This window comes from Celeribacter indicus (assembly GCF_000819565.1).
Lineage (GTDB): Bacteria > Pseudomonadota > Alphaproteobacteria > Rhodobacterales > Rhodobacteraceae > Celeribacter > Celeribacter indicus.
In genome coordinates this window covers 3,407,437-3,433,038 of the sequence record NZ_CP004393.1, presented here as the reverse complement: position 1 = coordinate 3,433,038, position 25,602 = coordinate 3,407,437, and the positions used below count along the sequence as shown (strand labels likewise).

The following is a 25,602-nucleotide window of genomic DNA, read 5'->3' as shown; positions in this document are numbered from 1 at the left end:
GTATGGTCAAGTGTCATCCCCTAACTTGTCTGTGACAGTGCCAAGGCGCGGGCGTTCTGTCAATCGCCTCAAATCTGTGCGGAATGTGAAGCCGGGATTACGGCGTCATTCCTCCTCCTCGTCGTCTCCGAGCAGCCGGGCGGCGAGGGCGCGGGTGACGGGGCGGCCTTCGCGCAGCGCCTCGCGGTCGAGCCGTTCGACGAGGTCGCGGGCGGAGGCGGCGGAGCGTTCCATGCGCTTCACGAGCCAGCCGATCAGGCTCCGGGAGACGACGAGCTGGCGGTCCTCGAACTGCTTGACGAGCATCGCGCTCAGCAGCATGTCGTCGGGCGGCGCGATGCGCACCACCGAAGTGCCCTGCATTCGCGACGCGAGGTCGGGCAGGCCGAGCCGCCAGCGGTTCGGCGGCGTCGAGGCGGTGACGAGAAGGCGCCCGCCCTCCGCCAGCACCAGGTTGTGCAGGTGGAACAGCGCCTCCTCGGCCCCCGCCACGTCGGGCAGGGCGGGGAGGGTGTCGGCATCCTCCACCACGACGAAGTGGCGGGCGGCGAGGGTCGGAATGTCGGCGCGGGCGAGCCTGTCGGGCGTCAGGATCACCGCGCCGCGATCGCCGGCCCAGACATGGGCGAGATGGGTCTTTCCGGCGCCGGCGGGGCCGACGAGGGCGAGCTTGCCCGAAGGCCAGAGATCCGCACCGTCGAGCGTGGCGAGCGCCACGGCGTTGGAGGGGGCGACGAAAAACGCGTCGCGTCCCAGCGCCTCGCGGGTGGGCAGGTTGAGGACGAGCTGCTTGGCCATGTCTCGGTCCGCTTCAGTCCGGTGTCCTGTAGGATCTGGTTTCCGCCTCGATCGCGGCCTGGTCGGGGGGCAGGGGAACGGCGTGGTCCGTCTGTCCCTTGTAGAGGCGGCTCGTGCGATAGTGGTCGAGCGCGAAGCGCGCGATCACGCCGAAGGCGGCGGCGACGGGCACGGCGACGAGCATGCCGACAAAGCCGAACACCGTGCCGAAGGCCGAGAGGGCGAAGATCAGCCAGACCGGATGCAGGCCCACGGAGGACCCGACGAGATTGGGCGTGAGGATATTGCCCTCGACGAACTGGCCGATCGCGAAGATGCCCGCGACCGCGGCGATCATCCACCAGTCGCCCCAGAACTGGAACAGCGCGAGCCCGATCGAGAGCGCGCCGCCCACGATGGCCCCGACATAGGGGATGAAGGTGAGCGCGCCGGCGATGGCCCCGGCGACGAGGCCGAAGTTGAGGCCGGTGAGCATGAGCGCGACGGCATAGAAGGTGCCGAGGATGAGGCAGACCGTTCCCTGTCCGCGGATGAAGGAGGCGAGCGTGCGGTCGATGTTGCCGGCGAGCTGGCGGATCACCGGGGCATGGTCGCGCGGCAGGAGCTTGTCGATCTCCGCCACCATCCTGTCCCAGTCGAGCAGCAGGTAGAAGGTGATCACCGGCACGAGGACGAGCAGCATGAGCACGTTGACGAGGCTCATCGCCGAGGTGAGCGCGGTCGAGAGCAGCGCGCCGCCCCGCGACTGGATGGTCTCGCCGATCTGGAGGAGGGAGCGGTAGACCTGGCTGTCCTCGTCGAGCAGCGCCGGGAAGCGCGTCGTCAGGAAACTCTTGAGATTGTTGAAGATGTCGGGCGCCGCGTCGATCAGGTCGGTGGTCTGGCGAATCAGCGTCGGCACGACGAGGAGCGCCGCGAGGACGAAGAGGACGACCGCGACCGCGGTGATCACGAGCGTCGCTGCCGTGCGTCGGAGCCCGAGCGCCTCGAGCTTGTCGGCCACCGGGTCGAGCATGTAGGCCACCGCCATGCCGAGCACGAAGGGCAGGATCACGTTCCCCAGCGCCCACAGAAGCACGAGGAACACCGCCGCCGCGATGCCCCAGTATTTTGCCTGATCCCGGACCGGTAGCGCCATGAAACCTCTCGTGTTCGCCCACATATCGCCCGCGTGGGCGCGCGTTGCAAGGGAAAGCATCCCCGGCGCCTGCGCTTTGTCTTGTCTTGTCTGGACCGGGTGGATCGCTTAGACCCGTGCGGAAACTCCTGAAATTCCCGAAGGGCCCACCTCATGCGTCTGTCGCGCTACTTCCTCCCGGTTCTGAAAGAAACCCCCGCCGAGGCACAGATCGCCTCCCACCGCCTCATGCTGCGCGCCGGCATGGTCCGCCAGCAATCCGCGGGGATCTATTCCTGGCTGCCGCTGGGCCTCAAGGTGCTGCGCAATGTCGAGCGGATCGTGCATGAGGAACAGCAGCGTGCCGGCCATATCCCGCTTTTGATGCCGACCCTGCAATCGGCCGATCTGTGGAAGGAGTCGGGCCGCTACGACGCCTATGGAGAGGAGCTCCTGCGCCTTACCGACCGCCATGGCCGCGACATGCTCTATTCGCCCACCGCCGAGGAATTGTTCACCGACGTCTTCCGCTCCTATGTGAAATCCTACAAGGATCTGCCGCTGACGCTCTACCAGATCCAGTGGAAGTTCCGCGACGAGATCCGCCCCCGCTTCGGCGTCATGCGCGGGCGCGAATTCCTGATGAAGGACGGATATACCTTCGACCTGACGAAGGAAGACGCGCTGCACGCCTACAACCGGCATCTCGTCACCTACCTGCGCACCTACGAGCGCATGGGGCTTCAGGCGATTCCGATGCGCGCCGACAGCGGCCCGATCGGCGGCGACGACACGCATGAGTTCCTGGTGCTGGCCGACACCGGCGAGTCGGAAGTGTTCTACGACAGCGAGATCACCGACCTGAGCTTCGGCGACCGCGAGATCGACTATGACAGCGTCGAACAGTGCCAGGCCGTGCTGGAGGAATTCACCTCGCGGTATGCGCGCACGGACGAAACCCATGACGCGGCCCTGTTCGAGCAAGTCCCGGAGGCGCGCCGGCGCGTCGCGCGCGGCATCGAGGTCGGCCAGATCTTCTATTTCGGCACGAAATATTCCGAGGCGATGGGCGCCACCGTGCAGGGGCCGGACGGAAAGCCCGTGCCGGTGCATATGGGCTCGCACGGGATCGGCGTGTCCCGCCTCGTGGGCGCGCTGATCGAGGCGAACCACGACGACAGGGGCATCATCTGGCCCGAGGGCGTCACGCCCTTTCATGTCGGCATCGTCAATCTCAAGCAGGGCGATGCGGAGGCGGACGCGGCCTGCGACAGCCTCTATGCGAGCTTCGCGGCCCTCGGGCTCGATCCGCTCTATGACGACACGAGCGAGCGCGCGGGCGGCAAGTTCGCCACGATGGACCTGATCGGCCTGCCGTGGCGCGTCACCGTGGGCCCGCGCGGGCTGAAGAACGGCGTGGTCGAGGTCACCTCCCGCCGCACCGGCGAGAGCGAGGAGATGACGCCGGAGATGGCGGTGGAAAAGATCGCCGGCATCTACGCCGGGCGCTGACCGTCCCGCCGGGTCCGTCATCGGCAAGATATCGCGAAATCCGCGCGCGGGGGCGGGGACGCATTTGTCTCACGCCCCCGAATCCTTTTAGCCTCTTTCCCGCAACTCCGCAGCAGACGGACAGAAGGGGCAGACCATGTTGAAAGCACTCGCGCTTGCGGGGGGGCTCCTCGGGGCCGCCATCGTTTCCCAGTTTCCAGAGTTCACGCAACAATACACCCAGAGGCTCGGCGGTCAGGTCGAGGCGCTCGAGGTCGTGATCGAGGATTTCGACGCTTCCGCGCGCCGGGCGGAGATGACGCGCGAGGAGGCGCTGGCCTCCATGGGCGGCTCCGTCTTTCTCGAGAATCGCCGCCGCGACATGCGCAACACCATCGACCGGCACGCGCGGCTCACGGCAGATCTCGCGGCGCTGCGCGCCTCCGGTCCGCTCGAGCGGCTGACCATGCCGCAGCGGGTGGCGGATACCGAACTGGCGCTTTCCACCTATCACGATTTCGTTCCGGCCCTGCCGCTGTCGCTGGCGGGAGGGATTTCCGCGCTCGTCGGCTACGGGCTCGGCTGGGGTCTCGTGTCGGCGCTTCTCGCCTTCCTCTTCTGGCCGTTCCGTCGCGGGCGGCGCAAGGCGGGCCTCACGTTCTGATCCTGCCCCCGTCACGAAGGTTTTTGCCGTAACCGCCCGCATCGGCTTGACCTTTGCGGGGGGAGGGGGAATGGTCTGGCAACTTCAGCCAAGGAGCAGCCCCGCCCATGGACGCGGCCAGATCGACAAAGCCCTTTTCCCGCTTCGAATGGAAGATCGCCTGGGCCTACCTGCGCGCGCGCCGCGAGGAAGGCGGCGTCTCCGTGATGACCTGGATCTCGCTCATCGGGATCACGCTCGCGGTGGCCGCCCTCATCATCACCCTCGCCGTGCGCACCGGCTTCCGCAACGAATTCGTCGACACGATCCTCGGCGCGAATGCCCATGTGACGGTCTATTCGGCGCTCTACGAGACCGAAGACGGAGGCACCGCGCGGGAGATCCCCGATTACGAGGACTGGGCGGCGAAGCTCGCCGCGGTCGAGGGCGTCACCGCCGCCGCGCCGCTCGTGCGCGGGCAGGTCATGGCGACGGCCAACGGCAAGAATGCGGGGATCGAGGTCTACGGCATCTCCGCCGAAGACCTCGCGAGGATCCCGCGCGTGGCGCGGCACCCGGACGAAAGCTGGGGCGATCTTTCGCGCTTCTCCGAAGGCATCGCCATCGGCTCGGGCGTGGCACGCGAACTGGGCGTCATGGTCGGCGACCGGGTGAGGATCATTTCGCCGGAGGGCGCGAAGACCGCCTTCGGCACGAGCCCGCGGGTCTCGTCCTTCGAGGTCGTCTATGTCTTCACCGCGGGACGCTACGACATCGACCGCACGCGGGTCTACCTGCCCTTCGCGGAGGCGCAGCGCTTCTTCAACCGCGAGGGCGTGGCGGACGAGATCGAGGTCATGGTCGAGCGGCCGGACGAGGTCGACCGCATGGCCGTGCCGCTCCTGATGGCGGTCGGCGAACGCGGCATGGTCTGGACCTGGCGCGATGCCTCCGGCGCCTTCCTGCGCGCGCTCGACATCGAGGACAACGTGATGTTCGTGATCCTCTCCGTCCTCGTGCTGATCGCGGCGATGAACATCGTGTCGGGCCTCATCATGCTGGTGAAGAACAAGGGCCGCGACATCGGCATCCTGCGCACGATCGGGCTTTCGGAAGGCTCGGTGCTGCGCGTCTTCTTCATCTGCGGGGCGGTGACGGGCGTGCTCGGCACGCTCTTCGGGGTCGTCATCGGCGGGCTCTTCGCGATCTATATCGACCAGATCATGTCCTTCGTGAACTGGCTCAACGGCGGCGGGGCCTGGGATCCGTCGATCCGCGGCATCTATGCGCTTCCGGCGGAGCTGCGATGGGAGGACGTGCTCAAGGCGGTGTCCCTGTCGCTCGGGCTGTCGTTCCTCGTGACGATTTTCCCCGCGCGCCGGGCCGCGCGCATGAACCCTGTGGAGGCGCTGCGCTATGAGTGAGATGCTGGGGCTTTCCGGGATCGAGAAGACCTACAACGCCGGCAAGCCGAGCGAGGTGCAGGTGCTGCGCGGCGTGGACCTGTCGGTGGCGCGCGGAGAGATCGTCGGGCTGATCGCCCCTTCGGGGGCGGGCAAGTCGACGCTCCTGCATATCGCCGGGCTGCTCGATGTGCCGGACGGCGGACGGGTGACGATCGCGGGCGAGGACATGACCGGGCTCGGCGATCGCAGGCGGACCGGCGTGCGCCGGGCGGGCGTCGGCTTCATCTACCAGTTCCACCACCTGCTGCCGGAATTCACCGCGCTGGACAACGTCGCTCTGCCGCAGCTCGCCAATGCCGCGCCGCAGGCGGAGGCGGAGGCGCGCGCCCTGGCGCTTCTCGACAAGGTGGGGGTCGCGCCGCGCGCCGGCCATCGCCCCGCCGCGCTCTCCGGCGGCGAACAGCAGCGGGTCGCCTTCTGCCGCGCGCTTGCGAACCGGCCGGGGCTTTTGCTCGCTGACGAGCCGACGGGCAACCTCGATCCCGAGACCTCGGACCGGGTGTTCGACACGCTGATGGGCCTTGCGCGGGAGGAGGGGCTTTCGGCGCTCATCGCGACGCACAACCTCGACCTGGCCGCGCGGATGGACCGGGTGCTGCGTCTCGAGGCGGGGCGGATCGTGCCTGTCTGAGGCTCAGAGGCCGAGAAAGCGGGCGCGTTCGTGAAGGTGGCGCAATCCGCCCGTGCCGTGGATCGTCCGGGCGAGGTGCAGGCCGTGGAACACCGGAAAGACCTGTGCCGCCTCCTCCCCCGACAGCAGCGACAGGAGCGGCGCGGCGACACGCTCCACCAGGTCATCCCCGCTGTGTCCCATCAGACCATGGGCGAAGCGCGCGATGTCCTCGGCCAGCGGAATGTCGCGCCGCCCGGCGAGGTCGATCGCGGTGATCGCCTCCGCGTCGATCATCAGATTGCCGGGCCAGAAATCGCCATGCCCGGCATGGCGCGTCAGGCTCTGCGGCGCCTCGTGCAGAAGCTGCCGGGTGCGCGCCGCCACATCCGCCGCGTCGCCATGCGAGAGCGCGTCGAGCTGCCTGTGCAGCCATGCGCGTGGAAAGGGCACGGTGTCGCGCCGCAATCCCGCCGCCCGCGACAGCCAGAGCCGCGCCGCGTCCGCCGCCCGCGGGACTTCCGCCTCCCCGCCCCTGGTCAGGAGGGTCTCGGCAGACTGGCCGGGGACGGCGGATATCACGAAAAAGCCGTCACCGGGCGCGACGTGCAACACCTCGGGCACCTGCGCCGGCCCCCGTCCGAGAAAGGCACACATCTCCCGCAGTGCCCCGGCCTGACCCGAAACCGCCTGCGCCGCCTTGCCATGCCAGATGAGCTTTGCCATGGCCGGGCGCCCGTCCCAGCAGAGGCGGAAGACGGCCCGTTCGCCACGGGCCTGAACGATGCGGACATCCGTCGCGCGGGAAGACAGATGCGGACGCTCGGCGAACATCTTGTCCAACCGCGCCCTGGCGCTGTCCAGTCCGAAAAGATCCAGGGTGCCGGCCATGGCGCCACTATGCGCGGCGCGGCGGGGGCCGGTCAAAGGATTTCCAAAGCCGCGTCGGCCCTGCGTCGGGATCGCGCCGGGCAGGACACGCCACACGGGCCGCAGGCAGCTCTCCTGACCGGGGCCGCCGGCAATCGCGGCTGCGGGATCCTGCGCCGCCGATGATCCGGCCGGGGAGGTCATAATGAATTAAGATCTTTGGGCTATCCATGGAGGCGCAGCCACCGGTGCCGGGTGGCGATGCCGCAGCTCAGACCGGGGAACAAGATGGCGATATCCGACCGACGACGTTCCGCACCGCCAGCCGCCGACGCCTGCGCCCGGACGCGGAGGCCGCGTCACAGCGGCCGGACCGGGGTGCCCTTGCAAATGCGCCGGCCCTGTCCCGTGAGACCCGCTCAGGGGACCGGATCACACGTCCAGCTCCTCCACGAACCGCGCATTCTCCTGGATATACTGGAAGCGCAACTCCGGCTTCTTGCCCATCAGCCGCTCGACCAGATCGGCGGTTTCGCCCGGTTCGTCCTCGTCGATCGTCACGCGGATCAGCTTGCGCGTGGCCGGGTCCATCGTGGTTTCCTTCAGATCCTTCGCATCCATTTCGCCGAGGCCCTTGAAGCGGCTCACGTCGATCTTGCCCTTGCCGCCGAGGCCCTTGTCCAGCCAGGCGTCGCGTTCGGCCTCGTCGAGGCAATAGACCCGCTTCGCGCCCTGGGTGAGGCGGTAGAGGGGCGGGCAGGCGAGATAGAGGTGGCCCTGGTCGATGAGCGGGCGCATCTGGGTGTAGAAGAAGGTCATGAGCAGGGAGGCGATATGGGCGCCGTCCACATCCGCGTCGGTCATGATGATGATGCGTTCGTAGCGCAGGTCATCGAGGTTGAAGCGCGTGCCCATCCCGGTGCCGAGCGCCTCGCAGAGGTCGGAAATCTCCTGGTTAGAGCTGAGCTTGCCGGAGGCGGCGCCGAGCACGTTGAGGATCTTGCCCTTGAGCGGCAAAAGCGCCTGCGTCTCGCGGAAGCGCGCGCCCTTGGCGGAGCCGCCGGCGGAATCGCCCTCGACGATGAACAATTCGGTGTTGGCGCGGTCCTTCGAACTGCAATCGGTGAGCTTGCCGGGAAGGCGGAGCTTTTTCGTGGCGGATTTGCGCGCGGTTTCCTTTTCCTGCCGCCGCCGCATCCGCTCCTCGGCGCGCAGCACGAGGAAATCGAGGATCGCGCCCGCCGATTTCGTATCCGCGGAGAGCCAGTGGTCGAAATGGTCGCGCACCGCATTCTCGACGAGCCGCGTGGCGTCGGAGGTGGCGAGCCGGTCCTTGGTCTGGCCGACGAATTCCGGATCGGCGATGAAGCAGGACACGAGCGCGCAGCCGCCGGTGATCAGGTCGTCGCGGGTGATGTCCTTCGCCTTGCGGTTGCCGACGAGCTCGCCATAGGCGCGGATGCCCTTGAGGATCGCGGCCCAGAAGCCCGCCTCATGGGTGCCGCCCTCGGGCGTGGGCACGGTGTTGCAATAGGACTGGATGAACCCGTCGCGGGAGGGCGTCCAGTTGATCGCCCATTCGACCTTGCCGGGCACGCCGAAACGCGGCTGGAATTCGACCGTGCCGGCGAAGGGGCGGTCGGAATAGGTCGAGGCGCTGCCCAGCGTCTCCGTCAGGTAGTCGGCAAGCCCGCCGGGAAAGCGGAAGGTCGCCTCGGTCGGCGTCTCCCCGTCGTCGATCTCGGATTTCCAGCGGATCTCCACCCCGGAAAAGAGATAGGCCTTGGAGCGGGCGAGGGTGAAGAGGCGCTTCGGCTTGAAGCGGAGGGAGCCGAAGATCTCCGCATCGGCATGGAATTTCACCGAGGTGCCGCGCCGGTTGGGCGCCGCGCCGATCTTCTCGACCGGGCCTTCGGGAATGCCGCGGGAAAAGCGTTGTTCGAACAGTTCCTTGTTCTTCGCCACCTGCACGATCATGGACTCCGAGAGCGCGTTGACGACGGAGGAGCCGACGCCGTGCAGCCCGCCCGAGGTCTGGTAGGCCTTGCCGGAGAACTTGCCGCCCGCGTGGAGCGTGCAGAGGATGACCTCGAGCGCGGATTTGCCGGGAAATTTCGGATGCGGGTCGATCGGGATGCCGCGGCCGTTGTCGGTGACGGTGACCGAGTAATCGGCGTGCAGGATCAGCTCGATGCGGTTGGCATGGCCGGCCACGGCCTCGTCCATCGAGTTGTCGAGGATCTCGGCCACGAGGTGATGCAGCGCGCGCTCGTCCGTGCCGCCGATATACATGCCGGGCCGTTTGCGGACGGGTTCGAGGCCTTCCAGCACTTCGATGGAGGAGGCGTCATAGGACTGGTCTGCGCCGGCCAGAAGATCTTCGGACATATGGGTTTGCTCGATTCTTGTGTCACCTTGTATGGCCAAGGATTAGACCATCGGGGCGCGCGGGACGCAAGCTATGGTGGGATCTTCGCGGCCGAACCCTGCTCTGGATCAAGGCGCGGCGCGGCGGAATGGTGTATCAGCGGACCCACAGCCGCCAGCCAAGGAGACGTGCAGCATGACGACCCCCCGGACCCCGCAGGAGACAGCATGCGAAACCCCGGACGCGAGCGTCCCCGGCGACGCCGTGCCGGCGCCCGCCGAGGCGAAGCAATTCCCGACCGTGACGCCGGACCGCATCCGCGCCGCCTTCGAAACCGGGCGATTTCCCTATCGCAGGCGGATGACCCGGCGCGATTACGAGGCGGAGAAGGTGGCGCTTCAGGCCGAGCTGCTGAAAGCGCAGCTCTGGGCGCTGGAGAGCGGGGAGAAATTCGTGGTCCTGTTCGAGGGGCGCGACGCGGCCGGGAAGGGCGGCACGATCAAGCGGTTCATGGAACATCTCAACCCGCGCCACGCCCGCGTCGTCGCGCTGAACAAGCCATCCGAGCGCGAAAGGGGCCAGTGGTTCTTTCAGCGCTATGTCGAACACCTCCCGACGAGCGGGGAATTCGTGTTCTACGACCGCAGCTGGTACAACCGGGCGGGTGTCGAGCGGGTGATGGGTTTCTGCACGCCGAACGAATATCTCGAATTCATGCGTCAGACGCCGGAATTCGAACGGATGCTGGTGCGCTCGGGCATCCGGCTCTACAAATACTGGTTCTCGGTGACGCAGGCCGAGCAGCAGCGCCGGTTCCTGGCGCGCGAAACCGATCCGCTCAAGCAATGGAAGCTTTCGCCCATCGACAAGGCGTCGCTCGACAAATGGAACGATTACACCGAGGCGAAGGAGGCGATGTTCTTCTACACGGATACGGCGGATGCGCCCTGGATCATCGTGAAGTCGAACGACAAGAAGCGCGCGCGGATCGACTGCATGAAACACTTCCTGTCCACGATCGACTATCCGGACAAGGATCCGGCGGTGGTCGGCGCGCCCGATCCGCTGATCGTCGGCCAGGCCGGGCATGTGGTGCACAGGGCCGAACACATCCTGGGCCGGGCGCTGCACCCGGACGCGCGGCGCGGGCGCAACGGCGCGGCGTGAGCCGGGCGCCTGTGCGGATGCGGCCGGCGGTCCGGCGCCTGCGGCCCGACGGATCGCGGGGATCATCTCCGGCCGGCGACGGCGTCCGTCCAGAATTCCGGATCCTCGTAGACGGTCGGGTCGGGAACCCCCGCAAGGGCGAAGGCCTCGCGCCGTTCAACGCAGGTGCCGCAGCGCCCGCAATGCCGCGCGCCGCCCCGGTAGCAGGACCATGTGTCGGCAAAGGGCGTGCCGAGGCGGGCGCCCTCCGCGACGATGTCGGCCTTGGAGCGGTGCACGAAGGGCGTCAGCAGCGTGACCGTGGCATAGCCGTCGAGCGCCGCCTCCTGCATCGCCGCGAAAGCCGCGGTGAAGGCCGGGCGGCAGTCGGGATAGATGAAGTGATCGCCGCCATGCACCGCCGTCGCGACCGCCGTGTCGCCTTCCGCGGCGGCGATGCCATAGGCGACGGCGAGCAGGATGGCGTTGCGGTTCGGCACCACGGTGATCCGCATCGTCTCCTCGGCATAATGGCCGTCGGGCACCTCGATATCGTCGGTGAGTGCGGAGCCGGTGAGCGCCGCGCCGATGGCGCGCATGTCGATGAGGTGATGCGGCACGCCGAGACGGGCCGCGGCGCGGGCGGCATGGTCGAGTTCCCGCGCGTGGCGCTGGCCGTAGTCGAAGGAGACGAGGCGGGACAGGTGTCCCTCCTGCGCCACGAGATCGGCGAGGGTGACGGAATCCAGTCCGCCGGAACAGATGACGAGGGTTCTCATGGCGTGTCCTTGTTTTGATGACCGGGTAGGCTGCGACCGGTGGTGGAGGGGCGATTCGCGCGGGGCTCAGCCCGCCTCGCCCTCCTCGCCGAAGCCGTGCATGCGCTTGGCCCACTGGAAGGCGACGATCAGCCCCTTCAGCCGCGGCAGCAGGTAGAGCGACAGCGCGACGCAGCCGGTGGCGAAGACGGCGATCAGGAACAGCGGGTCGGGACGGAAGGCGACGTAGAACCAGCCGAGGATCGGTGCCATCAGATGCCCGACGATGAGGATGGTGAGATAGGCGGGGCCGTCGTCGGCGCGGTGGTGGTGGAAGGGTTCGCCGCAGACCGGGCAGGCCTCCCGCACGGTCAGGTAGCCCTTGAGGATCGGGCCGCTGCCGCAGGCCGGGCAGCGCCGTTTCCAGCCGCGCAGGAGCGCCGGCCGCAGGGGCCGTTCGCCGTCGCCGACTGCGCCATCCGTATGGGCCGCCGTGTGGGCCCTGGGCGTGTGGGTATCGAGCATGTGCGCTTCGCCTCTCTTGAGATACGGGCGTGAGTCCGGGGAAGGTGGTGTTTTGCGGGAAACGGGCGGTGCTGTCTCTGCGTCCCGATGCCGCGCCGCCGCCTCCTTCCCGAGGGCGCCCGCGCGGGGTCACGTTCTGTTTATCGCCGCCTCCGACGGAATGCCGGCGCCTGCGCGTTTCAATTGATGTCATGCGCCACGGAACGGGTCCGCCCGCGCGGCGCGACGGGCTGTATATAAAGAGGAGTGAACCATGAAACGCAACGTATTTGTGTCGGGCCTTGCCCTCGCCGCCGTTTTCGCCGGGTCGGTCGCCGCCTTTGCCGGCGGCTCCGGGTCCGGCGGCTGGGGCCGGCATCACGGCATGGAGGGGCGGTCCGGCCACCCCTGGCAGGGGGGCATGATGTCGCGCATGGGCGGCGGGATGATGCCGTTCGGGGCAGGGGCCGATTTCGCGGAGATCGACGCGGATGGCGACGGGCAGGTTTCGGAAAGCGAACTCACGGCCTTCCGCGACGCGCGTTTCGCGGAGATCGACACGGACGGCAACGGGACCGCGGATGCGGAGGAGCTTTTCGCCTATCACGAGGCGCAGCGGGCCGCACGGATGAGGGCGATGACCGAAAAAATGGTCGCCGCGCGCGACACCGATGGCGACGGCGCGCTCAGCGTCGAGGAGCTGACGACCCGGCCGCAGCCGACCATGTTCCAGCGGCTCGACCGCAACGGTGACGGGGTCCTGAGCGAGGACGAGTTCGGCAGGCCGCGCGGGACCGGCGCGGGCGGACAGGGGACGATGCAGCCGGACGCCGGCGACGACTGACCGCGCGACGGGCGGGCGGACCGACCGCCCGCCCGGTCGCAGGGCGGGACGGTGGACGCCGCGCCCCGCCTGGGATACCGGTAAGCAGGTATGCAGATGCCATTCGACGCCCAGACCGACGACGTGACCGACGAGGCCTTGCTGATCGCATTCGGCAATGGCGACGTGACGGCGGCACGCGCCCTCACGCTGCGGCTCACGCCGCGGGTGCTGGCGCAGGCTGCCCGGATGCTGCGGGACCGGGCGGAGGCCGAGGATGTCGCGCAGGAGGCGATGCTGCGGCTGTGGAAGATCGCGCCGGACTGGCGGCAGGGCGAGGCGAAGGTGACGACATGGCTTTACCGGGTCGTGGCCAACCTCTGCACCGACCGGCTGCGGCGCGCGCGCGGAACGCGGCTCGACGAGATCGCCGAGCCGGAGGATGGCCGGCCCTCGCAGGATGCGGTGCTGATGCAGCGGCAGAGGGCGGAGGCGCTGGGTACCGCGCTTTCGACCCTGCCGGAGCGGCAGCGCGAGGCGGTGGTGCTGCGGCACATGGAAGGATTGGGCAATCCCGAGATCGCGGAGATCCTGGGTGTCAGCGTGGAGGCGGTGGAAAGTCTCATCGCCCGCGGCAAGAGAGCGCTCGCCGGGCTTCTGGCCTGCGAGCGCGAGAGACTGGGGTTCGAAGATGACGGATCGTAAGGATATCTGGACGGACGAGGCGGCGGAGGCGGCGCTCGAGACGCTGTTCGCGGAGGCGCGCGCGGCGGCGCCGACGCCGTCGGAGGCGCTTTTGCTGCGGGTGATGGCGGATGCGCAGGCCGAGACTGCCCGGCGGGAGGCGGATGCGGCGCGGCGGCGCGCGGCGGATCGCCCGCGGGCGCGGCATCCGGCGATGGCGGCGATCGTCGCCGCGCTCGGCGGCTGGCGGGCGGTGGCGGGGCTCGCCACGGCGGGAGTCGCGGGGCTCGCGATCGGGCTGGGCGCGCCGGGGATGATTTCCGGCCTTGCCGCCCGCGAGGGCTATGACCTGTCGGCGGAAGCCGCGCTTTCGGACGATGCGCTCGACAATCTGGTGCCGAGCTTTTACGACCTCGCGATGGAAGGGTGAGCGATGAGCGGAGAGACGGACATGACGCAGGGGCGCAGGCGCGGCATCCGGTGGGGCCGCATCGTGCTGGTCCTGTCCCTGGCGCTCAACCTGGCGATCCTCGGGGCGGGGATCGGCATGGCGCTGCGCTGGGACGCGGCGCGGGACCGCGCGCGGGCGATGCACACGCGCGATTTCGGCTTCGGACCCTATGTCGGCGCGTTCAGCCGCGAGGACCGGCGCGCGCTGGGCCGCGCCTTTGTCGAGGAGGCGGGCGACTGGCGCGCGGCACGGCGGGAGGCGCGAGAGAGCGTGGAGACGCTCATTGCCACGCTGCGTGCCGAACCTTTCGACGCGGAACGGTTCCAGGCGCTGCTCCTGGCGCAGCACGCGCGGTTCGCCGCACGCCAGAAGATCGGCGCCGAGCTTGTGGTCGCGCGGATCGGGGAGATGCAGCCGGAGGACCGGATCGCCTATGCCGACCGGCTCGAGGAAATTCTGACGCGCCCGCCGCACCCGCCGCATGGCGGCGATCGCCCGCGCGAGGCGGCCTCCGACCGTTGACCCAGCCGGCGCCGGCGCTGCGCGCCGGAGGTTGCGCCCGTCTCGGCACCCGTTTCAGAGCCAGTCTGGTCTGGCGCCCGTTCCGGTTCCCTGTGACTGCCGCGCGGGCGCTCAGGCGGCATGTGAGCCGAGCGTGACCTGGTTGCGCCCCTCCGCCTTGGCGCTGTAGAGCGCCTGGTCGGCCACGGCGAGAAGGTCGGGAATGGCCGAGCGGTCGGGGCCGCCCCCCATGGCCAGCCCGATCGAGACGGAGACGGTGACCGGCGTGCCGTCCGGCGCGATGGTCATCGGCCGGTCGCAGATCGTCACGCGCAGCCGCTCCGCCGCCGCGCGCGCCTCCGTCAGGGAGGTCATCGGCATGCAGACGAGGAATTCCTCCCCGCCGAAGCGCGCGACCAGGTCCATCCCGCGCAGGCTGTCGCGCAACCGCTGGCCGACCTCGGCGAGCACCGCGTCGCCGACGGCATGGCCGAACGTGTCGTTGACGGATTTGAAGCGGTCGATGTCGATCAGCATGAGCGCGAAATGCCGTCCGCCCGTGCGCGCCTCTTCCGCGATCTTTTCCAGATGCGCGAGCGCGTAGCGGCGGTTGTAGAGCCGCGTGAGGCTGTCGATCGACACGAGGCGCAGGCCCTCGTCGAGGATCTGGCGCAGCAGGTCGGCATCGCGCTTGCGCCGCATCTGCGTGCGCAGCCGGAGCGCCATTTCCTCCGGGTCGGCGCCGCGGGTGATGAGATCGTTGGCGCCGAGGTCGAGCGCCATCAGCGCCTCCCGCCGCTCCTGCTGGCCGTGGACGACGATGATGCCGGCGTGCCGCGTCGCCTCCCGCGCGCGCAGATCGGAGATGAGGCGCAGCCCCTCGCCGGTCCCCGGCCGGGTGGAGATGACGTAGAGGTCGGAATGCGCGCCGTCGTGGACCGCACGCAGCACCTTTTCCCGCCGCTCGATCACGATCTCGTCGTGGATCATGCCGCGCAGCCCCACGCGCCATCCCATCGCCTCCTCGGCGGTGGACCCGACCAGCGTGATCCGGCCCGGCCGGCCGAAGGTCGCGGGCGCTTCGGCGAAGCCGAGTGCGCGGACCGTCTCCCCCCGCCGCCGCAATTCGCCGGAGGTGGCCGAGGCACGCATGAGCGCCCGCACCCGCGCGCTGAGGGTCGGCGCGTCGAGCGGCTTGCCGAGCACCTCGTCCGCCCCCGCCTTCAGCGCCGCGATCTTCGCCTCCTGGTCGCGGGGCGGGGTGATGATGGCCACGGCGATATGGGCGGTGAGCGGATCGGCCTTCAGCGCGGCGCAGGCCGCGTAGCCGGTCATGTCGCCGAGGTCGATGTCGAGCAGGACGAGGTTCGGGCGCTCGCTGCGCGCCCGCGCGAGCGCCTCCGCCCCGCTCGTCGCCTGCGTCACCTCGTAGAAGGCCGACGACAGCTTCACCTTCAGGATGATGCGATTCGTCGGAACGTTGTCCGCGATAAGAATACTGCCCGTCATCGGGTCCTCTCGCTGCGCGATTTCTGCTGTCTGCCGCGTCTTGGGGATCATTGCCATCAGGGTGTTGCACTTCCCTGGGAAATTGGTTGAAAAAGGTTAAGATTTGGTTTCCGGGACCGGGAGGGTGACCCGCAGATGCAGCAGGACTCCGCCGAACTCATCGCGCTCAGGACGCTCGCCTGGCTTGCCGCGCAGGACGAGATCTTTCCCGTCTTTCTCGGCGCCAGCGGCATTTCCGCCGCAGAGCTGCAACAGCGGGCGAGGGATGGCGACGTGCTGCTCGCCGTGCTCGATTTCGTGACGCAGGACGACGACTGGGTGACCGCCTGTGCGCAGGACACCCGGCTCGATCCGCGGGATCTGATGCGGGCGCGCCACGCGCTTCCGGGCGGGGGAGAGGTGCATTGGACGTGACGGTCCCCGCCCGCGGCCGCATCGCGGCGGTGCTGTTCGACAAGGACGGCACGCTCATGGATTTCCAGAAGAGCTGGGGCCCCTGGGCGCGGCGCGTGATCGACGGGCTCTGCGGCGCCGATGAGGAAAAGGCCGCGGCCGTGGCGCAGGCGCTGGGTTTCGACCGGCGCGCGGCGCTGTTCCGGCCCGGCAGTCCGGTGATCGCGGGGACGCCGGAGGACGTGCTCGCCGCGCTGCGCCCCTATTTCCCGCGCGCGCGGGATGCCGAGATGCTCGACCGGCTGACGCCCGAGCCCGCGACATTCGCCCCCGTGGCGGTCGAGGGACTGGCGCAAAGCTGCGCCCGCCTCGCCGGGGCGGGGATCGCGCTGGCGGTGGTGACGAACGATTTCGAGGCGGCGGCGCGCACCCATCTGGTGCAGATGGGCGTGGCCGATGCCTTCGACGTGGTGATCGGCTATGACAGCGGCTTCGGCGGGAAGCCGCGTCCCGATCCCTGCACCGGCGCCGCCGCGCGGCTCGGCGTCGCGCCGGATGCCTGCGTGATGGTGGGCGACAGTCTGCATGACCTCAACGCCGGCCGCGCCGCCGGGATGCGCACCGTCGCCGTTCTGACGGGCGTCGCCGGCGCGGCGGAGCTCGCCCCCTTCGCCGACGCGCTCTTTCCCTCGGTCGCGGAGATGTCCGACTGGATCCTGGGAGGCTAGCCGCCCGATCTGCCGGCGTTGGTATTTTCTTAAGACCGCTGCGGTAGACATGTCCCGGAAGCAAGCGAGGGGCGTGCCGTCATGCACGGAATGATCAACAGGGCGATCCAGTGTTTTCTGCGCGACACCTACGGTCCCCGCACCTGGCAGAAGGTGGCGGAGAACGCCAATCTCGGCTTCGACAATTTCGAGGCGATGCTGAGCTATCCCGACCAGGTGACGCTCGACGTGCTCGGCCATGCCGCGCGGCACCTGCACAAACCCGTGGAGACCTTTCTGGAGGATCTCGGGACCTATCTCGTCTCCCACCCGAATGTGGAGGCGATCCGGCGGCTGCTGCGGTTCGGCGGCGAGAATTTCACGGAATTCCTGTTTTCCCTCAACGAGATCGAGGGGCGGGTGCGGCTTGCGCTCCCGGATCTGGACGTGCCCGCGCTCTCGGTCGAGGCGAATGCCGACGGCACATTCCGGCTCATCTGTTCGAACGCGATGCCGGGTTTCGGATATGCCGTGGTCGGGGTGATGCGGGCGATGGCCGACGATTACGGCGCGCTCGTCTTTCTCGAGCATGAGGGCTGGCGGGATTCGGGAGAGGAGGCCGTCACCATCCACCTGCTCGAGACGGCCTATGCGCAGGGGCGCAGCTTCGATCTGTCGGGCGGGGTCCGGGGGGTGGCGTGACAGGGGGAGATTTCGCACTGATCGAGGCCTTCCTGCCGATGAGCCTGATCTACGACGACGACGGGCGCATCGTCCATGCCGGGCCGACGCTGGCGAAGCTGCGCAGCCGGACGGCGCTCGAGGGCCGCGACGTGCGGGCGATCTTTTCCGTGCGCGACAATGGCCGCGGCTCGGGGGAGGGGCCCTTGCCGCTGTTCACCCGGCTCTACCTGACCTTCCGGGAGGGAAAGCCGACGGCGCTGAAGGGCATGGCGGTCCCGCTGCCGGAGCGGGGGCTCAACGTGCTGAACCTCGCCTTCGGCATTTCCATCGTCGATGCGGTGGCCGAATACCGCCTCACCGCGGGAGATTTCGCCCATACCGACCTGGCGATCGAGATGCTCTATCTCGTGGAGGCGAAATCGGCGGTGCTCGAGGAGACGAAGCAGCTCAACATCCGTCTCCAGGGGGCGAAACTGATGGCGGAGGAACAGGCCTATACCGATATCCTGACCGGGTTGAGGAACCGGCGCGCGATGGATCACGTCCTCCAGCGGATGCTGCGCGGGAAGATCGCCTTCGCGATACTGCATCTCGATCTCGATTATTTCAAGCGCGTCAACGACACCTTCGGCCATGCCGCGGGGGACGCGGTGTTGCAGGCCGTGGCGGTGATCCTGCGCGAGGAGAGCCGGGGCGACGACCTGGTCGCACGGGTGGGCGGGGACGAATTCATCCTCCTTTTCACCGATGTGCTTGATCGCCGCCGGCTTCTGGGCGTGGCGGAGCGGATCATCGCCCGGCTCGAGGTTCCGATCCCCTATGAGGACGGGCTGTGCCGGATTTCCGGCTCGATCGGGATCACCGCCACCGATCTCTACCGCCATCCCGACGCCGACGAGATGATCCAGGATGCGGATCTCGCGCTCTACACCTCGAAATCCGAGGGGCGGGGGCGGGCGACGCTCTTCGACCCGGCGCGGCACCACCGCCCCGCGGCCGGGACGGGGCGGGCGCGGCCGGGCGCCCGTGACAGGCCGCCTTGATGGCGCCTCGGCATCGTCCTGAGACCGGCTTGACACCCACGCGCGGGGGGCCGCTTAAGCCGCCGTCTCGATCGGTGGTGCTCGGGTCCGCTTGACACCTGCGCGCGCGGGGCGCTTTCTGGGCCCGACCGCGAAGGAGGCATCATGGCAGGGGAATTCGACCGCGAACTCGAGGACAGGCTGACGCGCTATGCCGCAATCGACAGCCAGAGCGACGACAGCTCCGCGCGCAGGCCCAGCACGGAGGTGCAGTTCGACATGCTGCGCCTGCTCGAGCGCGAGCTTCGGGAGATGGGGGCGCAGGATGTGGTGCTGACCGGCTACGGCACGGTGCTCGCCACGGTGCCGGGGCGGGCGGAGGCGCCGGCGATCGGCTTTCTCGCCCATGTGGACACCGCGCCGCAATTTTGCGCGACCGGGGTGAAACCGCGGGTGGTGCGGGGCTATGACGGGGGCGAGATCCGCTTTCCCGACGATCCCGCGCTCGTGCTTTCGCCGGAGGCCTGTCCCTATCTCGGGGAGAAGCGGGGCGACGACATCGTGACCGCCTCCGGCACAACGCTCCTGGGGGCCGACGACAAGGCGGGGGTCGCGGTCATCATGACGGCGGCGCGGCAGCTCCTGTCGCGGCAGGGGCCTGCGCACGGACCGGTGCGCATCGCCTTTACCCCGGACGAGGAGATCGGGCGCGGCGTGGATCCGCGCCTGCCGGAGGATCTGGGGGTGGAGTTCGCCTATACGTTCGACGGCGGGCGCCTGGGCGAGATCGAATACGAGACCTTTTCGGCGGACGGGGCGGAGGTGCGCATCACCGGCGTGTCGATCCATCCCGGCACGGCGAAGGGCCGGCTCGTCAACGCGCTGCATCTTGCCGCGCGGATCGTGGAGACGCTGCCGCAGGCGACGATGACGCCGGAGACGACGGAGGGGCGGGAGGGGTTCATCCATGTCACCGAGCTCGACGGCACCGCGGCGGAGGCGACGATCCGGCTGATCCTGCGCGACTTCGAGCGCGAGGGGCTGGCGCAGAAGGGCGAGATCCTGCGCAAGGTCTGTGCGGCGGTGGCGGCGGGAGAGCCGCGGGCGACGGTCGCCTGCGAGATCCGGCCGCAATATCGCAACATGCGCTATTGGCTCGAGGAGGACATGAGGCCGGTGCGGCTTGCGGAGGCGGCCTGCCGCGCCATCGGGGTCACGCCGGTCTCGACACCGATCCGGGGCGGCACGGACGGGTCGCGTCTGACCGAGATGGGCGTGCCGACGCCCAACCTGTTCACCGGCATGCAGAACCTGCACGGGCCGCTCGAATGGATCTCGGTGCAGGACATGGCGAAGGCGACGGAGCTCATGCTCGCGCTGGTCGCGGAGGCGGCGCGGGGCTGATCCGCGCCGCTCTCAGCATGGGCGCGGGCGGCGCAGGGTGTCGGAGGGGCGTTCGCCGAACATCGCGCGATAGCTCTGGGCGAAGCGTCCCCAGTGCAGGTAGCCGAATTCCATGCTGACATCGGACACGCGCGTGTCCTCCGGGCCGGCGAGGCGCAGGCGGCGGTAGACTTCGCTGAGGCGGCGGCCCTTGAGCACGTCGTCGAGCCGCATCCCGGTCTCTTCGAGGCAGATGGTGCGGAGCGTGGCGCGGTCGCGGCCGAGCAGGCGCGCGAGATGGCCGACGGAGAGCGTTTCGGCGGTCAGGCCGTCGCAGGCCGCCAGCAGGTCGTTGAGCAGGCCGCGGCGGTGCCGAAACGGCACCATGCCGCGGCTGTCGGACTGCGCCCAGAGCGTGATCCGGTCGAGCAGGAGGTCGGGCGCAAGGGCGAGCAGGCTGTCGCTGGCAAGCCCGGTGCGGGCGCTTTCGAGCAGGGCGAGCATCCAGTCGGCGATGGCCTGCGCCTCCGTCCCGCGGATGAGGCGCGCGGCGGCGCCGAACCGGTCGGGCAGCATCGCGCGCGGGACGGTCAGGAGCACGTAATCGGCATCGCCGCGGGTGATGACGTGGTAATTTTCCTCCGGCACATGCAGCGTCCCGACCCCGCGCGCCATCCGGTCGGAGACCTGTGCGAGCTTCACCGGGCGTCCGACGGAAAAGCCGAAGCACAGGTGGGTTTCGGGCAGGCGGAAGGCGTTTTCGACGCAGAGGTTGACGGTTTCGCGGCTGAGCGAGATCTCGCCCCAGTCGAGCGTGGTGACATGGCCGCTGAAGGCGCCGGGAGCGAGCTGGCGATAGATCTGGTCCCAGCCGTCGAGGGCGGCCTCCTGGTCGAGGAAACAGTCGAAATGGCTCTCGCGCAGCCGTGCGGGTGCGGAGGGAGCGGAGAGGTCGCGGGAGGCGTTGGTGAACATCTGGGGCCGGTCCGGGTGAAGCAGTGGCCTCACTCTGCGCGCGGGGCGCGAGATGAAGTCAAGGCTTTGGCTCGGGAAACTGGCGCATTTTGCAAACTGCTGAACGAATAGGCATATTTTTCCGGGAAGAGCGGATAGCGGGAGGGGGCGACGGCTTTCTAAGCTCGGCGGTGAATCCATCACGGGAGACAGATGATGAAGAGAACCGCCGCCGCCTTCCTGGCGCTGTCCGCGATCTGCGGGCAGGCCTTTGCGCAGGACGAGACCGCGCCGATCGAACCCGAGACGCTGACGGTGAAGGAGCGCATCGACGAGGGGCCGAACCTGTTCGTGCTCGACCAGAAATGGGCGGGTCCGTCCTCGGTCAACGTGCTCGGTGCGGAGGATTTCGCGATGAAGGGCAACGTGGGGCCGGGCACGACGGCGCAGATGGTGCTGTCCGGCGACGGGCGGACGCTCTACACGACCTCGGTCTATTTCGCGCGCTACACCTATGGCGAGGTGACCAACGTCTTCCACAGCTGGGACGTGGACACGCTGTCGATCAAGGGCGAGTTCGAATTCGGCAACAAGATGGCGCATGTCGAGGCCCAGCCCGCGCTGCTGTCGCTGACCGCCGACGAAGCCTATGCGCTGGCGCAGAACGCGACGCCCGCCACCTCGATCTCCGTGATCGACATTGCCGCGGGCGCCCAGATCGCGGAGATCCCGACGCCCGGCTGCTGGGGCGCGTTCCCGGCGACCTCGGGGATGAAGTTCACGACGATCTGCGGCGACGGCACCTTCCAGAGCTACAGCTTCGATGCGGAGGGCGGGTTCGGCGAGCCGGGCAAGTCCGAGCCGATCTTCGACGTGGATGCGGATGCGCTCTTTACCAATGGCGTGCGGGTGGGGGAGACGCTGGTCTACCTTTCCTATGGCGGCACGCTCTATGTGGTGGACGACAGCGGCGACGTGCCGGTGCTGTCGGAGACGATCCCGCTGACGGGGGGCGTGCTGGGCGGATGGGCGCCGGGCGGCTCCGAGGTGATCGCCTATAACGCGCCGACGAACACCGCCTTCGTGCTGATGCATTCGGCCTCCTACGACGGGTCGCACAAGAACGGCGCGACGGAGATCTGGACGGTGGACATGGAGACGAAATCCGTCGTCGGCCGCTCGCCCGCCAATCACGAGAACAGCCTCGCGGTGACCCAGACCGAGGAGCCGATGCTCTATGGCGCGAACGAGGACGGGATGGTCTATCTCTATACCGTGGAGACGGGCGAGGAGGTGACGCTCGAGCTCAGCGAGGAATTCGACATCGCGGGCTGGCCGACGGTGATGGAGCTCGATCGCTGATGGCGGGGCTCGGACAGCTTGCGGCGGCGACGCTCACCACCTTTCTCGTGCTGGTGATCGCGCGCGCGGCCTTCCACAAGTGGACGGCGTTCCACGAGACGGTCGGATTTGCGCAGGGCTATGCCATTGCGCCGCGTCACATGGTGCCCGCGATCGTGCGCGGGCTCGCGGGGCTCGAGGTGCTTGCCGTCGCGGCCCTGATCGTGCCGCTCACCCGGCCGGCCGGCGGGCTCCTCGCGGCGGGGCTCTTTGCGGGCTATGGCGGGCTCATGGCGCTGGCGCTGCTGCGCGGGCGGACCGAGATCGACTGCGGCTGCGGAGGTGTGCCGCAGGTCGTCTCCCCGCTCACGCTCGCGCGCAACGCGCTGCTGACGCTGGCCGCGCTCATCGTCGCCGCGATTCCGGTCGGCGCGCTCGGCGCGGCGGGGGCGGCGATAGCGCTCACCGCCGGGCTGACGCTCACCGCGATCTATGGCGTGGCGGAAAAGCTCGCCTCGCATCTGCCGCACATCCGCCAGGCCGGATGAGCGAGGAAGGACAAGGATATGACCATACTCATCTTTTCCAATATCGCGCTCTGGGTCGTCGTGCTCGTCCAGATCGCCATCATCTTCGCGCTTGCGCGCCAGATCGGCATCCTGTTCGAGCGGGTCTCCCCCGTGGGCGCGATGATCAGCGACAGCGGTCCCGAGATCGGGGAGGCCGTCCCGGCGATGCGCCTGCCGAACCTCAACGGGGCGGAGCTTCCGCTCGGCGGGCCGGAGGGGCGGGCGCAGCTCGTCTTCTTCCTCTCGACCACCTGCCCGATCTGCAAGGCGCTCCTGCCCGCGATCCGGTCGATCCGGGACGACGAGCGCGGCTGGCTCGACGTGGTGCTTGCCTCCGACGGGCGCGAGGCGGCGCATCGGCGGCTGATCGAGGCCGAGGCGCTCGACAGCTTCCCCTATGTGCTTTCTCCCGACCTCGGCATGACCTTCAAGGTCGCGAAACTGCCCTTTGCGGTGCTGATCGGCCCGGACGGGCGGGTGCGCGCCAAGGGGCTCGTGAATTCGCGCGAACAGCTCGAAAGCCTCTTCACCGCCTCCGAGACGGGCATCCCCTCGCTCCAGGCCGCCGTGGCCTCCGGTCGCATGACCGCCTGACCCTCACCCATTCCGAAAGGTTCCGACGATGACCAGACTGATCGACAAACTGATGAAATCCCTCGACCGGCGCGTGGAGACCGGTGCGCGCACGGCGGCGCGCAGCCTCGGGCGGCGCAGCTTCATGGCGAAGGCCGGGGCCACGATCCTCGGCGGCGTGGTGGCGAGCCCGATCCTGCCCTTCGACCGGCGCGCGAGCGCGGCGGGGGCGGCGGAGGACGACGCCTGCGGCTACTGGCGGCATTGCGCGCTCGACGGCAACCTCTGTTCCACCTCGGGCGGTTCGCTCACGCAATGCCCGCCGGGGTCCTCGGCCTCGGCCGTGTCCTGGGTCGGCACCTGTTCGAACCCGGAGGACGGGCGCGACTACCTCGTGTCCTACAACGACTGCTGCGGCAAGCCGCAGGTCGGCTCCGCGACCTTCTGCTATACGTCCGAGGGCGAACGTCCGGGCTATCGCATGGGGCTCTACAACGACATCAACTGGTGCATGGCCAACACGGACAAGGGCTATCACTGCACCGTGTCGGTGGTCGTCGGCCTTGCGGAGTGAGCCGGAGGTGCGATCGGGACTGACCGACCGGAGGGCTGCGGTGCTGGCCGCGGCCCTTCTCGCCGCCGCTCCGGCGCTGGCCGAAGACGGCGAGGCGCTGTTCGAGATCCATTGTGCCGCCTGCCACAATACGGGCGGGACCGGCAATCCGGGGCTTGCGCCGCCGCTCGACCGCCCGGCCTTCTGGCAGGGGCTTGGCGAGGCGGCGCCGGAGTATCTTGCGGGCGTGATGGTCTCGGGCCTGAACGGCACGCTCGTCGTCGAGGGGCAGACCTATGCCGGCCTCATCATGCCCCCGGTGGCGGGCACGACGGACGAGGAGCTTGCGGAGATCGGCACATGGGTGCTCGGCACGCTCGGGGAGACCGGCAGCGCGCTGGGCGTCGAGGAGATCGCGGCGGCGCGGGAGACGCGCCCGAGCCATGCGGACCTGCGCGCGATGCGCCCCGCGGAGTGAGGAAAGGAGAGAGGATGCGACGGATTGCGGCCCTCGTGCTTGCCGCCCTGCCATGCGCCGCGGCAGCGGCGGACCAGCCGGAGCGGTCGGCCTACACCAATTACGTGCTGCGCTGTGCCGGGTGTCACGGGTTCGGGGGCGCGGGCTCGCCCGAGGGCGGCATCCCGGCCTTTCCCGGCAGCGTGGGCCATATCGCCGCGACGGAGCGGGGGCGCACCTACATGATGCATGTGCCGGGCGTCGTCGGCTCCTCGCTCACGGATGCGGAGATCGCCGGGGTGATGAATTACGTCATCGACACATGGGGCGGGGCGCCGGAGGGCGGGATTGCCCGGTTCACGGGGGAGGAAGTCACCCGCCGGCGCGCCGAGGCGGTGCCCGACGTGGTGGCCTATCGCCGGCTCGTCGTCGAGGAGCTCGACGCCATGGGCGTCACGGTGGCGGATTACCCCTGGCCCTGACCGCGTCCGCGGGTCTCGAGGCGCAGGAGGAGCACGTAGCCGCCCGCCACGACCGCAGCGAGGGTGAACCATGTCAGCGCGTAGCCCAGATGGGCGTTGCGGAAATGGACGACGGTCTGCCCGCCGCGCGGCCAGCCCTGCGGGTCCGTCAATTCCTGATCGACGAAATAGGGCGCGGCGTTGCGCAGCCCCAGCGCCGCGGTGATGGAGCCGATGTCGCGGCGATTCCAGAGGCCGTTGTCGGGATCGTTGTCGCGCGAGAACAGCCAGCCCTCGTCCTCGGAGATGCGCAGGAGGCCGGTGACGGTGGTCTCTCCCGCGACGCGGGTATAGTCGCCGGCCTGCGCGCGTTCGAGCGGCACGATGCCGCGGTTGACCATCACCACGGTCCCGTCGTCGCGCGCGAGCGGCGTGAGCACGTAATCCGCCGGGCCGAAATCGGAGGGCGTGTAGATCAGGACCTCTTCCGCGTCGAGGAACCTGCCGGTGAGGGTGACGCGGGTATATTCGTCACTCTCCGCCGTGATCGCCGGCCAGTCCTCGGGACCGGGGGCAGGGACGGGATCGGCATGGATGCGGGCCTCCACCCGCTCGATCAGGTCGAGTTTCCATCCGAGCCGCTGCACCTGCCAGATCCCGAGGCTCGTGAAGCCCGCGACGCCGATCACGGCGACGAGTGTGGCGATGAGAAGGCGCGCGGAGAGACGCATCGCGAAGATCCTCGAAGGAAGGGAAAGGCCGGGGC

General features: G+C 68.9%; 29 protein-coding genes. 20 read left to right on the top strand and 9 right to left on the bottom strand.

All coding sequences use genetic code 11. The features are described from left to right. Window positions 1–105: 105 nt before the first annotated feature. Both P73_RS16940 and P73_RS16935 read right to left on the bottom strand, forming a co-directional pair. Window positions 106–798 (bottom strand): P-loop NTPase family protein, encoded by a 693-nt coding sequence (locus tag P73_RS16940; protein WP_043870480.1) that lies wholly within the window; start codon window positions 796–798, stop codon window positions 106–108. A 13-nt stretch (window positions 799–811) separates the two neighbouring features. Next, a complete protein-coding gene (locus tag P73_RS16935) occupies window positions 812–1,936 on the bottom strand; it encodes an AI-2E family transporter (RefSeq protein ID WP_043871878.1) in 1,125 nt (374 codons plus the stop codon). Window positions 1,937–2,089: 153 nt separating this feature from the next. Here P73_RS16935 and proS point away from each other — a divergent pair, with 153 nt between their 5' ends. From proS to P73_RS16915, 4 genes are all read left to right on the top strand, one after another. Continuing rightward, window positions 2,090–3,427: a proline--tRNA ligase gene (proS, locus tag P73_RS16930; protein WP_043870479.1), complete on the top strand. Its 1,338-nt coding sequence runs from the start codon at window positions 2,090–2,092 to the stop codon at window positions 3,425–3,427. Window positions 3,428–3,563: 136 nt separating this feature from the next. Then, window positions 3,564–4,070, top strand: coding sequence for a DUF2937 family protein (locus tag P73_RS16925; RefSeq protein ID WP_043870478.1), 507 nt, complete (start codon window positions 3,564–3,566; stop codon window positions 4,068–4,070). A 107-nt stretch (window positions 4,071–4,177) separates the two neighbouring features. Continuing rightward, entirely contained in the window at window positions 4,178–5,473 is a 1,296-nt protein-coding gene (locus P73_RS16920; RefSeq protein WP_043870477.1) for a lipoprotein-releasing ABC transporter permease subunit, read from the top strand. Next, complete coding sequence (locus tag P73_RS16915; protein WP_043870476.1) at window positions 5,466–6,146, top strand: ABC transporter ATP-binding protein; 681 nt, start codon at window positions 5,466–5,468, stop codon at window positions 6,144–6,146. The genes P73_RS16920 and P73_RS16915 overlap by 8 nt, the downstream gene beginning before the upstream one ends. 3 nt (window positions 6,147–6,149) lie before the next feature. On the opposite strand, the gene P73_RS25735 is transcribed toward P73_RS16915, so the two are convergent. Together P73_RS25735 and parE are read right to left on the bottom strand one after the other, a co-directional pair. After that, window positions 6,150–7,016, bottom strand: coding sequence for a phosphotransferase (locus tag P73_RS25735; protein WP_139267066.1), 867 nt, complete (start codon window positions 7,014–7,016; stop codon window positions 6,150–6,152). Window positions 7,017–7,427: 411 nt separating this feature from the next. After that, window positions 7,428–9,383 carry a DNA topoisomerase IV subunit B gene (gene parE / locus P73_RS16905; protein WP_043870474.1) on the bottom strand — a complete coding sequence of 652 codons (1,956 nt, stop codon included), beginning with the start codon at window positions 9,381–9,383 and terminating at the stop codon, window positions 7,428–7,430. A gap of 175 nt (window positions 9,384–9,558) precedes the next feature. Between parE and ppk2 the strand changes: the two genes are divergently transcribed. Beyond that, the gene (gene ppk2 / locus P73_RS16900) at window positions 9,559–10,530 is read left to right on the top strand and encodes a polyphosphate kinase 2 (RefSeq protein WP_043870473.1); all 972 of its coding nucleotides are present in this window, start codon (window positions 9,559–9,561) and stop codon (window positions 10,528–10,530) included. 62 nt (window positions 10,531–10,592) lie between these two features. On the opposite strand, the gene queC is transcribed toward ppk2, so the two are convergent. Continuing rightward, on the bottom strand, window positions 10,593–11,288 hold the full coding sequence (gene queC, locus P73_RS16895; protein ID WP_043870472.1) for a 7-cyano-7-deazaguanine synthase QueC: 696 nt from the start codon (window positions 11,286–11,288) through the stop codon (window positions 10,593–10,595). A gap of 66 nt (window positions 11,289–11,354) precedes the next feature. After that, a complete protein-coding gene (locus P73_RS16890; protein ID WP_052453375.1) occupies window positions 11,355–11,792 on the bottom strand; it encodes a DUF983 domain-containing protein in 438 nt (145 codons plus the stop codon). 253 nt (window positions 11,793–12,045) lie between these two features. On the opposite strand from P73_RS16890, the gene P73_RS24525 reads away from it, so the two are divergent. The 4 genes from P73_RS24525 to P73_RS16870 all read left to right on the top strand — a co-directional run bounded on the left by P73_RS24525 (window position 12,046) and on the right by P73_RS16870 (window position 14,251). Continuing rightward, window positions 12,046–12,615, top strand: coding sequence for an EF-hand domain-containing protein (locus tag P73_RS24525; RefSeq protein ID WP_052453374.1), 570 nt, complete (start codon window positions 12,046–12,048; stop codon window positions 12,613–12,615). A 90-nt stretch (window positions 12,616–12,705) separates the two neighbouring features. Further along, a complete protein-coding gene (locus P73_RS16880; RefSeq protein WP_043870471.1) occupies window positions 12,706–13,299 on the top strand; it encodes an RNA polymerase sigma factor in 594 nt (197 codons plus the stop codon). Next, window positions 13,286–13,708 (top strand): hypothetical protein, encoded by a 423-nt coding sequence (locus P73_RS16875; protein ID WP_052453373.1) that lies wholly within the window; start codon window positions 13,286–13,288, stop codon window positions 13,706–13,708. The genes P73_RS16880 and P73_RS16875 overlap by 14 nt, the downstream gene beginning before the upstream one ends. A gap of 3 nt (window positions 13,709–13,711) precedes the next feature. Then, entirely contained in the window at window positions 13,712–14,251 is a 540-nt protein-coding gene (locus P73_RS16870; RefSeq protein ID WP_052453372.1) for a periplasmic heavy metal sensor, read from the top strand. Window positions 14,252–14,362: 111 nt separating this feature from the next. On the opposite strand, the gene P73_RS16865 is transcribed toward P73_RS16870, so the two are convergent. Beyond that, window positions 14,363–15,739: a diguanylate cyclase gene (locus P73_RS16865; RefSeq protein ID WP_043870470.1), complete on the bottom strand. Its 1,377-nt coding sequence runs from the start codon at window positions 15,737–15,739 to the stop codon at window positions 14,363–14,365. 135 nt (window positions 15,740–15,874) lie between these two features. Here P73_RS16865 and P73_RS16860 point away from each other — a divergent pair, with 135 nt between their 5' ends. The 5 genes from P73_RS16860 (at window position 15,875) to pepT (ending at window position 19,949) form a co-directional block, all read left to right on the top strand. Next, window positions 15,875–16,153: a DUF3572 domain-containing protein gene (locus P73_RS16860; RefSeq protein WP_043870469.1), complete on the top strand. Its 279-nt coding sequence runs from the start codon at window positions 15,875–15,877 to the stop codon at window positions 16,151–16,153. Then, window positions 16,150–16,860, top strand: coding sequence for an HAD family hydrolase (locus P73_RS16855; protein WP_074743091.1), 711 nt, complete (start codon window positions 16,150–16,152; stop codon window positions 16,858–16,860). Before P73_RS16860 ends, P73_RS16855 begins: the two co-directional genes overlap by 4 nt. A gap of 81 nt (window positions 16,861–16,941) precedes the next feature. After that, window positions 16,942–17,541: a heme NO-binding domain-containing protein gene (locus P73_RS16850; RefSeq protein ID WP_043870468.1), complete on the top strand. Its 600-nt coding sequence runs from the start codon at window positions 16,942–16,944 to the stop codon at window positions 17,539–17,541. Continuing rightward, complete coding sequence (locus tag P73_RS16845; RefSeq protein WP_245629190.1) at window positions 17,538–18,566, top strand: GGDEF domain-containing protein; 1,029 nt, start codon at window positions 17,538–17,540, stop codon at window positions 18,564–18,566. Before P73_RS16850 ends, P73_RS16845 begins: the two co-directional genes overlap by 4 nt. 144 nt (window positions 18,567–18,710) lie before the next feature. Further along, window positions 18,711–19,949: a peptidase T gene (pepT, locus tag P73_RS16840; protein ID WP_043870467.1), complete on the top strand. Its 1,239-nt coding sequence runs from the start codon at window positions 18,711–18,713 to the stop codon at window positions 19,947–19,949. 12 nt (window positions 19,950–19,961) lie between these two features. Here the strand turns inward: pepT and P73_RS16835 are convergent, their stop codons facing one another. Then, window positions 19,962–20,903 (bottom strand): helix-turn-helix domain-containing protein, encoded by a 942-nt coding sequence (locus P73_RS16835; protein WP_043870466.1) that lies wholly within the window; start codon window positions 20,901–20,903, stop codon window positions 19,962–19,964. Between the two features lie 192 nt (window positions 20,904–21,095). Between P73_RS16835 and P73_RS16830 the strand changes: the two genes are divergently transcribed. Genes P73_RS16830 through P73_RS16805 form a run of 6 tightly spaced genes read left to right on the top strand, consistent with a single transcriptional unit; the run spans window position 21,096 to window position 24,857 of the window. Next, window positions 21,096–22,244, top strand: a complete 1,149-nt coding sequence (locus tag P73_RS16830; RefSeq protein WP_052453370.1) for an amine dehydrogenase large subunit — start codon at window positions 21,096–21,098, stop codon at window positions 22,242–22,244. Next, entirely contained in the window at window positions 22,244–22,771 is a 528-nt protein-coding gene (locus P73_RS16825; protein ID WP_052453369.1) for a MauE/DoxX family redox-associated membrane protein, read from the top strand. The genes P73_RS16830 and P73_RS16825 overlap by 1 nt, the downstream gene beginning before the upstream one ends. A gap of 18 nt (window positions 22,772–22,789) precedes the next feature. Further along, a complete protein-coding gene (locus P73_RS16820; protein WP_043870465.1) occupies window positions 22,790–23,386 on the top strand; it encodes a thioredoxin domain-containing protein in 597 nt (198 codons plus the stop codon). Between the two features lie 28 nt (window positions 23,387–23,414). Continuing rightward, window positions 23,415–23,939 carry a methylamine dehydrogenase light chain gene (locus tag P73_RS16815; protein WP_043870464.1) on the top strand — a complete coding sequence of 175 codons (525 nt, stop codon included), beginning with the start codon at window positions 23,415–23,417 and terminating at the stop codon, window positions 23,937–23,939. A gap of 7 nt (window positions 23,940–23,946) precedes the next feature. Further along, entirely contained in the window at window positions 23,947–24,396 is a 450-nt protein-coding gene (locus P73_RS16810; RefSeq protein ID WP_074743070.1) for a c-type cytochrome, read from the top strand. Window positions 24,397–24,410: 14 nt separating this feature from the next. Continuing rightward, window positions 24,411–24,857: a c-type cytochrome gene (locus tag P73_RS16805; RefSeq protein WP_052453367.1), complete on the top strand. Its 447-nt coding sequence runs from the start codon at window positions 24,411–24,413 to the stop codon at window positions 24,855–24,857. Here the strand turns inward: P73_RS16805 and P73_RS16800 are convergent. Beyond that, window positions 24,842–25,567, bottom strand: a complete 726-nt coding sequence (locus tag P73_RS16800; RefSeq protein ID WP_043870463.1) for an SURF1 family protein — start codon at window positions 25,565–25,567, stop codon at window positions 24,842–24,844. The two genes, P73_RS16805 and P73_RS16800, sit on opposite strands and share 16 nt — an antisense overlap. Window positions 25,568–25,602 lie beyond the last annotated feature (35 nt).